This is a genomic window from Streptomyces sp. MspMP-M5 (assembly GCF_000373585.1).
Lineage (GTDB): Bacteria > Actinomycetota > Actinomycetes > Streptomycetales > Streptomycetaceae > Streptomyces.
On record NZ_KB891962.1, the window covers coordinates 212,567 to 222,121 of the forward strand.

Consider the following 9,555-nt stretch of genomic DNA (forward strand, 5'->3'; position numbering starts at 1 on the left):
ACCGACGAAGGACGCCGATGCTCCAGGATCCCGCCGCTCCGCCGCTGTCGCGCCCCGCCTCCGCCGAGCCGCCCGCCGCGCCCCTCCGGCCCGCCTCCGGCACCGTCCCTCGCCCCGCCTCCGGCACTGCCCCTCGCCCGGCCTCCGGCGCGGCGTTCGACTGGATCGACACCGCCCGCGCCGAACGCCGCCGCGCCGGTCTGGTCCGCACCCTGCGGCCCCGGCCCGCCGACTCCCCGCTGCTGGACCTGGCCGGCAACGACTACCTCGGACTGGCCCGGCACCCCGAGGTGACCTGGGGCGCGGCCGAGGCCGCCGGCCGGTGGGGCGCGGGCGCGACCGGCTCCCGACTGGTCACCGGCAGCACCGAACTCCACGCCCAACTGGAGCGCGAACTCGCCGAGTTCTGCGGTTTCGAGGCGGCACTGGTGCTCTCCTCCGGGTACACCGCCAACCTCGCCGCGGTCACCGCGCTCACCGCCCCCGGCACCCTGGTCGTCTCCGACGCCGGCAACCACGCCTCGCTCATCGACGGCTGCCGGCTCTCCCGGGCCCGCACCCAGGTGGTCCCGCACGCCGACCCGGAGGCCGTCCGCGACGCCCTGGCCGCCCACCACGGGCGGGCGCTGGCGGTCACCGACGCGGTCTTCTCGGTCGACGGCGACGCCGCGCCGCTGTCCGCGCTCGCCGACGCCTGCCGGACGCGCGACGCGGCCCTGCTGGTCGACGACGCGCACGGGCTGGGCGTGTTGGGCGACGGGGGCCGCGGGGCGCTGCGGGCCGCCGGGCTGGCCGGGGACGCCGACGTGGTGGCGACGGTGACGCTCTCCAAGTCGCTCGGCGCCCAGGGCGGTGCGGTGCTCGGCCCGGCCCGGGTCATCGAGCACCTGGTCAACACCGCCCGCTCGTTCATCTTCGACACCGGCCTGGCACCGGCCGCGGCCGGTGGCGCGCTCACCGCCCTGCGACTGCTGCGCCGCGAGCCGCATCGCCCCGCGCGGGTCCGGCAAGTGGCGCGGGAGCTGCACGCCCGGCTCACCGCGGCGGGCCTGACGGCGGTCCGGCCGGACGCCGCGGTGATCTCGGTGCGCGCCCCCTCCCCGGAGGCGGCGGTCCGCTGGGCCGCGGACTGCCGGGCGGCCGGGCTCGCGGTCGGCTGCTTCCGCCCGCCGTCCGTGCCCGACGGCATCTCCCGGCTGCGGCTCACCGCCCGCGCGGACCTGACGGACACCCAGATCGCCACCGCCGCCGACACGATCCTGGCGACCGCCCCGGTGGCCTGACGACGCCGCCCGGCGACGGCGGCGCCGCGACACCACGGGCCCGGCGCGCCGCCCCGGACGGCCCATACACCCCAAACGCCGTCTGCCGCAGCAGAGTTCACCGCATCGGGCGAGCGAACGGCGATAGAAATCCGTATGTCTTGGGCGATGGCCCACCACACCGGCAGCATGGGTGGCAGTCTGGCGCACAGTACACAACCGAGGCCGTCGGCACCCGGCCGGCATCCCTGGCTTCCCGGCGCCGCAGGCGCGCCTCGGTGGGAAAGGGACGGCGTCGTCATGGCAGACCACCAGGAATCCACCCGCACTCTGCCGAGCCTCCCCGCCTCGGTCGCCGCCGCCCGCGGACACGTCCGGGACGTCCTCGTCCAATGGGGCCTGCCGCCCGGCTCGGCGGCCGTCGACGACTTCCTGCTGATCGTCTCCGAACTCGCCACCAACGCCGTCCAGCACACCCGGGGCCGCTCCCCGGCCTTCACCGTCGCCCTCCGCCTCGACCGCGACGAACAGCTGTGCCTGGGCGTCACCGACGCGCATCCCCGCCCGCCGCTCCGGCTGCCCGCGGCCGTGCAGCAGGACAACGGCCGGGGCCTGGTCATCATCCGCTCCCTGGCGGCCTCCCGTGGCGGCCGGCTCTGGGTCGAGCCCGTCGCGGCCGGCGGCAAGACGGTCTGGGTGACGGTGCCGTGGCCGGCCGCGGCACCCAGCCGGGCCGACGGCGGCGTCTGACCGAGCCGCCGCTTCCCGACCGCGCTCGCGCAGCCGGCTCGGCGGCGCCAACTGCCGGGTGACGGCAGGCCCGTCGGGCCGTGTGCGCCCGTCCGGGTCAGAGCACCCGCCCGTACCACACGGAGCGGCTCCAGATCCGCTCCAGGCGGACCACCGCCCCGGCCTTGGGGGCGTGCCAGATCCGGTCGGCGCCGGCGTAGATGCCGACATGGTAAATGCCCTTGCCGGAGTGGAAGAAGACCAGGTCGCCGTCCTTGCGGGAGGAGCGCGCGACGTGCTCGGTGTGGCGGTACTGCTGGGCTGCGGTGCGCGGCAGGGCCCGTCCGGCGCGCCGGTAGGAGTAGCGGGTCAGTCCGGAGCAGTCGAAGCTGTCCGGGCCCTGGGCCCCCCACTTGTAGGGGGCGCCCTCCTTGGACGCGGCGACCCGCAGGGCCTTGACGGGCACGGAGGCTAAGGAGACCTCCGCGGCGGTTCCTGGGGTCTCCGCGGCCACACCGGGGACCGCCGCGGGTCCGCTCAGGGTGACCAGCGTGAGGGCGGAGACGGTGCCGGCACGCGCCAGCAGATGCGGCATCTGCACGCGCATGGTCATGCGCAACAACCCTTCGTCAGCCGGTGATCCGGACGACGGTGGATCAGCTGTCCGTCCGGACCGCCCCGTCGCTGTGGCGGGGGCTTGTCGTCGAAGGGATCGTCACGCACCGCCCGCCCGATTTCCAGGCTGAAATTGCCGTGTGTGACATTGGTCACGCTTGCACCGTTTGGGTGGATTTGCGGCGTATGGGGCGGGACCGACGGCGAAGACGGGGCCGGGACCAGCGCCGAAACCCGAGGGGTCCGGGAAATGTCCGTGACCCGCGCAATTCCTCGCCCTCCCGGTACCGCCGCGCACGCTACGCCGTCTGTGCACGCCGGAGCCGTACGTGTCCCGGCCGCGCGGGGCGCCGCGTCGGCAACACGCCCCGCGCCGGGGCCCGTACGGCTCCGCGGACCCCCCGGCGGCGGGTCAGACGCCGGGCCGGGCGCCGTCCTGCGGCGGTACCGTCACCCGCCGCGCCCGGCGCTCACCGTCCAGCACCCGCAGGGCCCGGCCCAGGGTCGCGGTGTGCAGCTCGCGCTCCCCGCGCTGGTGCATCAGGGTCAGCGCCTCCCGCAGTTCCGCGGACTTGCTCACCAGCGCCTGGGCTGCGCGCAGGCCGCTGTACGTGCTGGTGCCGCGGGCCGGGTTGATCCGGCCCAACAGGTCGACGATCTCCAGATAGCTGTCGATCAACTGCCCCTCGGCGCGGGTCAGGGCGGGCAGCGGCGGGAGTTCCGGCAGCATCGCGCATCACTGCCCGACGGGCTGGAGGGCGGAGCGCTTGCGGCCGAGGGTCGGGCCGTCGATCAGGCCGTACTCCTGGGCGGCGGCCACGCCGAAGAAGGTGTCCCGCTCGATGTCCGCGGCGATCCGCTCCCGGGGCTGGCCGGTGTGCTCGGCGAGCATCTCCGCCAGCTTGGCGCGGGTGCGCAGCAGTTCCTCGGCCTGGATCTGCAGGTCGGAGGTCTGGCCCTGGGCGGGTTCGCCGAACGCCGGCTGATGGAGCATCACCCGTGCGTGCGGGAGCGCCAGGCGCTTGCCGGGGGTGCCGGCGGCCAGCAGGACCGCCGCCGCCGAGGACGCCCGGCCCAGGCAGACGGTCTCCACGTCGCAGGAGACGAAGCGCATCGTGTCGTAGATCGCGCACATCGCGGTGAACGAGCCGCCGGGGGAGTTGATGTAGAGCGAGATGTCCTGGCCCGGCGCGGCGTGTTCGAGGTGGACGAACTGCGCCATCACGTCGTTGGCGGAGGCGTCGTCGATGGCCGTGCCCAGGAAGACGATCCGTTCGCTGAGCAGCTTGGAGTACGGGTCCAGCGTCCGGCTCCCGTAGCTGGTGTGCTCGGTGAACTCCGGCAGGACGTAGCGAGCCGACGGCGGCAGCATGGCTGCTCCCTTCCTCTGTGAAAAATGTACAGGACGTACATCCCGTTAGAATGGAAGCATGGCCTACGAAATTCCGGTGACGCAAGCCCGCGCCGAGCTCGCGGATCTGATCAACCGCGTCGTCTACGGCGGCGAGCGGGTGGTCGTCACCCGCCACGGCAAGCCCCTGGTGGCGCTGGTGTCCGCCGCTGACCTGGAACGACTTGAGGAATTGGGGCGGCAGGAGGTGGCCGGGGAGCAGCCCGAGGTGATCAGCACGGTCTCGTCCGTGCGGTCGCTGTCGTCCGCTCCCGGTGAACAGCAGCGCTTCGGTATCGCGGCACAACACCGCGACCCGGCCGCCGGGGATCGGCGACCGGGTCGGGAGAAGTGACCGCGGGGCGGCCGACGACCGCGCGGGGCGGCGGGTGTCGGCGCGCTCGCGGCGTCAGGAGCTGAGCTGCCAGACGGCGTTGGCGATCGCGTCGGTGTGGTTGTGCAGCGCGGTGTCGTCGATGTTCTTGGACGTGTCGCAGGAGCGGTGGTAGCAGGCGTCGAACGCCTTGCCCGCGGTGCCGCCCCAGTTCTTCGCCTGGGCGGCGGTCTTGATGTAGTCGGCGCCGGAGAAGAGCCCGCCGACCGGGATGCCGGCGTTCTGGAAGGAGGCGTGGTCGGAGCGGCCCTCGCCCTCGGTGTCCCATTCGGTGGCGATCTTCTTGGTGGCGAACCAGTCCGTGAAGACCTTCGCCAGCTTGTCGTCGTAGTGGTAGACGAAGTAGCCGGGGTTCGGCGAGCCGATCATGTCGAAGTTCAGGTACGCGGAGATCTTCGACTTGTCGGCGCCGAGGCTGTCGACGTAGTGCTGGGAGCCGACCATGCCGTCCTCCTCGTCGCCCCACCAGCCGAACCGCAGGTGCTTGGCGGGCTTGAGGTGCTCCCGGGAGACGGCCAGGGCGACCTCCAGGATGCCGGCCGAGCCGGAGCCGTCGTCGTTGATGCCCGGGCCGGCGTCGACGGAGTCCAGGTGCGAGCCGACCATCACCGTCGAGTCCTCGGCGCCGCCGGGCCAGTCGGCGATCAGGTTGTAGCCCTTGGTACCGCCGCTGGTGAACTCCTGCACCGCGGTCTTGAAGCCGGCCGCGTCCAGCTTGCCCTTGATGTAGTCGACCGACGCCCGGTAACCGGCCTGCCCGTGGGCGCGGTTGCCGCCGTTGGCGTCGGCTATGGACTGGAGCTGGTCGAGGTGTGCCTTGATGCCGGCCACCGGGATGTCGGGCGCGCCCTGGGTTGCGGGGGCGGTGGTGGCCTGGGCGATCGCCGCGGTGCCCAGCAGGGCGGCGACGGCGGTGCAGGTGCCGGCGGCGAGCGCCGCCCGGCGGATACGGGAAGAGCGAGTCACGGAGGGCTCCGATGCTGTTGTGGGGGGATGTGCAGCGCAGCGGAATTGTTGACGCGGGCATGAGGATCGCGACCGCGTTTGAACTCCGTCAAGAGCGGATACCGGACACCTGCGTCCAGGCATCGGAACGGGTGCCGGTTTTGGGGAAGATGATCCCGGTTGACTACGCGCCATCGTGCCGGTCTTCCGTATTCCGGAAGGGTGTTGGGATGTGGAATTCGCCACCCGGAATCCGCGCAACCCTCGGCCGCGAAGAGGGGAAGACTGCTGCCGTGGCCCTGGCCGTCATGGGTAACGCCTGGTGATTTCCGGGATGTTACGTCAGGCGCGGCAGGGGTCGTGGAATGTGCCGCTCGCTGTAACAGCGTCGAAATCTCGCCCAACTAGACTTCCACGATGAGGAAGTTGATGGTCAACTACTGAAAGTCGGTTTGCTTCGCCTTTAATCGCTGTGTGGTACATCTAACGAGACGGGTGTGTCCACGCCTGTGGCCTGGGTAAATGCGCTCGGGTGAAAACCTGTGAGGTGGAACGTATGCAACTGACCCCGCATGAGCAGGAACGGTTGTTGATTCATGTGGCGGCAGACGTGGCCGAAAAGCGACGAGCCCGGGGCGTGAAGCTCAACCACCCCGAAGCCATCGCCCTGCTGACGGTGCACATCCTCGAAGGAGCCCGCGACGGCCGCACCGTCGCCGAGCTCATGTCCTCCGGGCGCAAGGTGCTCACGCGCGACGACGTCATGGAAGGCGTCCCGGAGATGATCCACGACGTCCAGGTCGAGGCCACCTTCCCCGACGGCACCAAGCTCGTCACCGTTCACGAACCCATCAACTGACCGCGGGAGAGCCGAACATGATCCCGGGACAGATCCTCTACGCCGACGAGCCGGTGCGCCTCAACGACGGCCTCCCCCTCACGCGCATGACCGTCCTCAACTCCGCCGACCGTCCCGTCCAGGTCGGCTCCCACTACCACTTCGCCGAGGCCAACCCCGGCCTCGACTTCGACCGCGCGGCGGCGTACGGCAAGCGGCTCAACGTCGCGGCCGGCTCCGCCGTGCGCTTCGAACCCGGCATCCCCACCGAGGTCGAGCTGGTCCCCATCGGGGGCAAGCGGATCGTCGCCGGCCTGCGCGGGCGGACCGGCGGACCCCTCGACGTGAGCGAGGCACGGGAGGCCACCGGGCCCCAGCCGTGGAACGACCTGCACCGTCGCCCGGCGGGCGAAGAAGGAAACGGAGCCCAAGGTGCCTGAACTGACCCGCCAGGAGTACGCCGACCTCTTCGGCCCGACGGCCGGCGACCGGATCCGGCTCGCCGACACCGACCTGGTCGTCGAGATCTCCGAGGACCGCTCCGGCGGCCCCGGCCTGGCCGGCGACGAAGCCGTCTTCGGTGGCGGCAAGGTGATCCGCGAGTCGATGGGGCAGTCCCGCGTCACCCGCGCCGAGGGCGCCCCGGACACCGTGATCACCGGTGCCGTCGTCCTCGACCACTGGGGCATCGTCAAGGCCGACGTCGGCATCCGCGACGGCCGGATCACCGCCCTGGGCAAGGCCGGCAACCCCGACACCATGGACGGCGTCCACCCCGACCTGGTGATCGGCCCGGAGACCGAGGTCATCGCCGGCAACGGCAAGATCCTCACCGCCGGCGGCATCGACACCCACGTCCACTTCATCTGCCCCCAGCAGGCGGACGAGGCGCTGGCCGCGGGCATCACCACCATGATCGGCGGCGGCACCGGCCCCGCCGAGGGCAGCAAGGCCACCACCATCACCCCCGGTGCCTGGCACGTCGCCCGGCTCTTCGAGTCGATGGACAACCTGCCGGTCAACGTCGGCCTGCTCGGCAAGGGCAACACCATGTCCCTGCCGTCGATGCGCGACCAGCTGCGGGCCGGCATCCTCGGCTTCAAGATCCACGAGGACTGGGGCGCCACCCCCGCCGTCCTCGACGCCTGTCTGTCGGTGTGCGAGGAGAGCGGCGCCCAGCTCGCCATACACACCGACACCCTCAACGAGGCCGGATTCCTCGGCGACACCATCGCCGCCATCGCCGGCCGCTCCCTCCACGCCTTCCACGTCGAGGGCGCCGGCGGCGGCCACGCCCCCGACATGATCGCGATGGTCTCCGAGCCCAACGTGCTCCCGGCGTCCACCAACCCCACCCGGCCGCACACCGTCAACACCGTCGAGGAACACCTCGACATGCTGATGGTCTGCCACCACCTCAACCCCGCCGTCCCGGAGGACCTGGCCTTCGCCGAGTCCCGGATCCGGCCCTCCACCATCGCCGCCGAGGACATCCTGCACGACCTCGGCGCCATCTCGATCATGTCCTCCGACGCCCAGGCCATGGGCCGGATCGGCGAGGTCGTACTGCGCACCTGGCAGACCGCGCACGTCATGAAGCGCCGCCGGGGCGCCCTGCCCGGCGACGGCCGCGCGGACAACCACCGCGCCCGCCGCTATGTCGCGAAGTACACCATCAACGCGGCCCTCGCCCAGGGCATCGACCACCTCGTCGGCTCGGTCGAGAGCGGCAAGCTCGCCGACCTCGTCCTGTGGGACCCGGCGTTCTTCGGCGTCAAGCCGCAACTGGTCATCAAGGGCGGCCAGATCGCCTACGCGCAGATGGGCGACGCCAACGCGTCCATCCCCACGCCGCAGCCGGTCCTGCCCCGCCCGATGTTCGGCGCCTTCGGCAAGGCCCCCGGCAGCAACTCGGTCAACTTCGTCTCCCGGCAGGCCCTGGAGGACAACCTGCCCGAGCGCCTCCCGCTGGCGAAGTCCTTCGAGGCCATCCGCTCCACCCGCGGCGTCAAGAAGGCCGACATGCGCAACAACGACGCCCTGCCGCGCGTCCACGTCGACCCCGACACCTTCACGGTGACCATCGACGGCGAGGTGGTCGAGCCCGCCCCCGCCGCCGAACTGCCCATGGCCCAGCGGTACTTCCTCTTCTGACCTGCCGCCCATGCCGTCACCGAACGATCCGGAGCACCACCGATGAGCGAGCGTAGCGAGCGAATCATCCAAAGGTGCGCACTGAGCGAACGCGAAGCCGAGCGAAGCGTGGGGGTCCCCCGGTCGGAGACTGGGGGAGTGCCGGCATGAGCCGCGCCGCGCTGCTCGTCCTCGCCGACGGCCGGTTCCCCGCCGGAGGGCACGCCCACTCCGGCGGCGCCGAACCGGCCGTCACCGCGGGGCACATCAAGGACGCCGCCACCCTGGAGACCTTCTGCCGGGGCCGGCTGCACACCGCGGGCCTGGTCGCCGCGGGCCTCGCCGCCGCGGCCGCGGCCGGCCTGGACCCGCTCGTCCTGGACGACGCGGCGGACGCCCGCACGCCCGTCCCGGCCCTGCGCCAGGTCGCCCGCCGGCTCGGCCGGCAGATGATGCGGGCCGCCCGCGCCACCTGGCCCGGCCCCGCACTCGACGCGCTGGCCGCGGCCCGCCCGCGCGGCGCCCACCAGCCCGTCGTCCTGGGCCTGGCCGCCCGGTCCGCCGGGCTGACGCCCCTGGACGCCGCCTACGCGGTCGCCTACGAGAACATCAGCGGCCCGGCCACCGCCGCGGTCCGCCTGCTGAGCCTGGACCCCTTCGACGCCACCGCCGTCCTCGCCCGCCTCACCGGCGACCTCGACCAGGTCGCCGAACAGGGCGCCGAAGCGGCGCACCGCGCCGCCACCGAAGGACCGGACGCCCTGCCCGTAGCCTCCGCGCCGTTGCTCGACATCGCCGCGCAGGCACATGCCGCCTGGCCGGTACGGCTCTTCGCGTCCTGACCTTCGTCCGCCCGCCCACCGCGCCGCGCACCCCGCGGCCCTACGCACCACCGGAGTGACCATGCACCTCGACCACCAGGACGGCTTCCCCGAGCGGCACACCTACAGCGCCGCCGCCCCCGTGCGCGCCGACGGCACCCGACGCGCCCTGCGCATCGGCCTGGGCGGCCCGGTCGGCACCGGCAAGACCGCCACCGTCGCCGCCCTGTGCCGGGAGCTGCGCGACGAGTTGTCCCTCGCCGTCGTCACCAACGACATCTACACCCGCGAGGACGCCGAGTTCCTGCTGCGCGAGGCGGTACTGCCCGCCGAGCGGATCAAGGCGGTGGAGACCGGCGCCTGCCCGCACACCGCCATCCGCGACGACATCTCCGCCAACCTCGAAGCCGTCGAGGACCTGGAGGACG

At 72.6% G+C, this 9,555-nt stretch carries 13 protein-coding genes; 8 read left to right on the forward strand and 5 right to left on the reverse strand.

What is annotated here, in order from left to right; genetic code table 11:
* The first annotated feature begins 17 nt into the window (after positions 1-17).
* Both B073_RS0138305 and B073_RS0138310 read left to right on the forward strand, forming a co-directional pair.
* Positions 18-1,283 (forward strand): 8-amino-7-oxononanoate synthase, encoded by a 1,266-nt coding sequence (locus B073_RS0138305; RefSeq protein WP_018543350.1) that lies wholly within the window; start codon positions 18-20, stop codon positions 1,281-1,283.
* 279 nt (positions 1,284-1,562) lie between these two features.
* Entirely contained in the window at positions 1,563-2,012 is a 450-nt protein-coding gene (locus B073_RS0138310) for an ATP-binding protein (protein ID WP_018543351.1), read from the forward strand.
* A 97-nt stretch (positions 2,013-2,109) separates the two neighbouring features.
* Here B073_RS0138310 and B073_RS0138320 read toward each other — a convergent pair whose 3' ends face one another.
* The 4 genes from B073_RS0138320 to B073_RS0138330 all read right to left on the reverse strand — a co-directional run bounded on the left by B073_RS0138320 (position 2,110) and on the right by B073_RS0138330 (position 3,978).
* Positions 2,110-2,604, reverse strand: a complete 495-nt coding sequence (locus B073_RS0138320) for a C40 family peptidase (protein ID WP_018543352.1) — start codon at positions 2,602-2,604, stop codon at positions 2,110-2,112.
* A complete protein-coding gene (locus B073_RS47005; protein ID WP_158690331.1) occupies positions 2,601-2,762 on the reverse strand; it encodes a hypothetical protein in 162 nt (53 codons plus the stop codon). Before B073_RS47005 ends, B073_RS0138320 begins: the two co-directional genes overlap by 4 nt.
* A gap of 256 nt (positions 2,763-3,018) precedes the next feature.
* Complete coding sequence (locus B073_RS0138325) at positions 3,019-3,336, reverse strand: hypothetical protein (protein WP_018543353.1); 318 nt, start codon at positions 3,334-3,336, stop codon at positions 3,019-3,021.
* Positions 3,337-3,342: 6 nt separating this feature from the next.
* Positions 3,343-3,978 carry an ATP-dependent Clp protease proteolytic subunit gene (locus B073_RS0138330; protein WP_018543354.1) on the reverse strand — a complete coding sequence of 212 codons (636 nt, stop codon included), beginning with the start codon at positions 3,976-3,978 and terminating at the stop codon, positions 3,343-3,345.
* Positions 3,979-4,036: 58 nt separating this feature from the next.
* Here B073_RS0138330 and B073_RS0138335 point away from each other — a divergent pair, with 58 nt between their 5' ends.
* A complete protein-coding gene (locus B073_RS0138335; protein ID WP_018543355.1) occupies positions 4,037-4,351 on the forward strand; it encodes a type II toxin-antitoxin system Phd/YefM family antitoxin in 315 nt (104 codons plus the stop codon).
* 54 nt (positions 4,352-4,405) lie between these two features.
* Here B073_RS0138335 and B073_RS0138340 read toward each other — a convergent pair whose 3' ends face one another.
* Positions 4,406-5,356 (reverse strand): M28 family metallopeptidase, encoded by a 951-nt coding sequence (locus tag B073_RS0138340; protein WP_018543356.1) that lies wholly within the window; start codon positions 5,354-5,356, stop codon positions 4,406-4,408.
* Between the two features lie 535 nt (positions 5,357-5,891).
* Between B073_RS0138340 and B073_RS0138350 the strand changes: the two genes are divergently transcribed.
* The 5 genes from B073_RS0138350 to B073_RS0138370 all read left to right on the forward strand — a co-directional run.
* Positions 5,892-6,194, forward strand: a complete 303-nt coding sequence (locus B073_RS0138350; RefSeq protein ID WP_026248132.1) for an urease subunit gamma — start codon at positions 5,892-5,894, stop codon at positions 6,192-6,194.
* Between the two features lie 17 nt (positions 6,195-6,211).
* Positions 6,212-6,613 carry an urease subunit beta gene (locus tag B073_RS42550; protein ID WP_018543359.1) on the forward strand — a complete coding sequence of 134 codons (402 nt, stop codon included), beginning with the start codon at positions 6,212-6,214 and terminating at the stop codon, positions 6,611-6,613.
* Positions 6,606-8,327: an urease subunit alpha gene (locus tag B073_RS0138360; protein WP_018543360.1), complete on the forward strand. Its 1,722-nt coding sequence runs from the start codon at positions 6,606-6,608 to the stop codon at positions 8,325-8,327. The genes B073_RS42550 and B073_RS0138360 overlap by 8 nt, the downstream gene beginning before the upstream one ends.
* A 146-nt stretch (positions 8,328-8,473) precedes the next feature.
* Positions 8,474-9,148, forward strand: a complete 675-nt coding sequence (locus B073_RS0138365; RefSeq protein ID WP_018543361.1) for an urease accessory protein UreF — start codon at positions 8,474-8,476, stop codon at positions 9,146-9,148.
* A gap of 61 nt (positions 9,149-9,209) precedes the next feature.
* On the forward strand, positions 9,210-9,555 hold a 346-nt coding region (locus tag B073_RS0138370), incomplete at its 3' end, for a GTP-binding protein (RefSeq protein ID WP_018543362.1).

What these genes read in the sequence shown, in the direction of transcription:
- B073_RS0138365 (WP_018543361.1), top strand. Translation starts at nt 8,474, where the DNA reads ATGAGCCGCGCCGCGCTGCTCGTCCTCGCCGACGGCCGGTTCCCCGCC.
- B073_RS0138325 (WP_018543353.1), bottom strand. Translation starts at nt 3,336, where the DNA reads ATGCTGCCGGAACTCCCGCCGCTGCCCGCCCTGACCCGCGCCGAGGGG.
- B073_RS0138335 (WP_018543355.1), top strand. Translation starts at nt 4,037, where the DNA reads ATGGCCTACGAAATTCCGGTGACGCAAGCCCGCGCCGAGCTCGCGGAT.
- B073_RS0138305 (WP_018543350.1), top strand. Translation starts at nt 18, where the DNA reads ATGCTCCAGGATCCCGCCGCTCCGCCGCTGTCGCGCCCCGCCTCCGCC.
- B073_RS0138330 (WP_018543354.1), bottom strand. Translation starts at nt 3,978, where the DNA reads ATGCTGCCGCCGTCGGCTCGCTACGTCCTGCCGGAGTTCACCGAGCAC.
- B073_RS0138350 (WP_026248132.1), top strand. Translation starts at nt 5,892, where the DNA reads ATGCAACTGACCCCGCATGAGCAGGAACGGTTGTTGATTCATGTGGCG.
- B073_RS0138320 (WP_018543352.1), bottom strand. Translation starts at nt 2,604, where the DNA reads ATGACCATGCGCGTGCAGATGCCGCATCTGCTGGCGCGTGCCGGCACC.
- B073_RS0138310 (WP_018543351.1), top strand. Translation starts at nt 1,563, where the DNA reads ATGGCAGACCACCAGGAATCCACCCGCACTCTGCCGAGCCTCCCCGCC.
- B073_RS42550 (WP_018543359.1), top strand. Translation starts at nt 6,212, where the DNA reads ATGATCCCGGGACAGATCCTCTACGCCGACGAGCCGGTGCGCCTCAAC.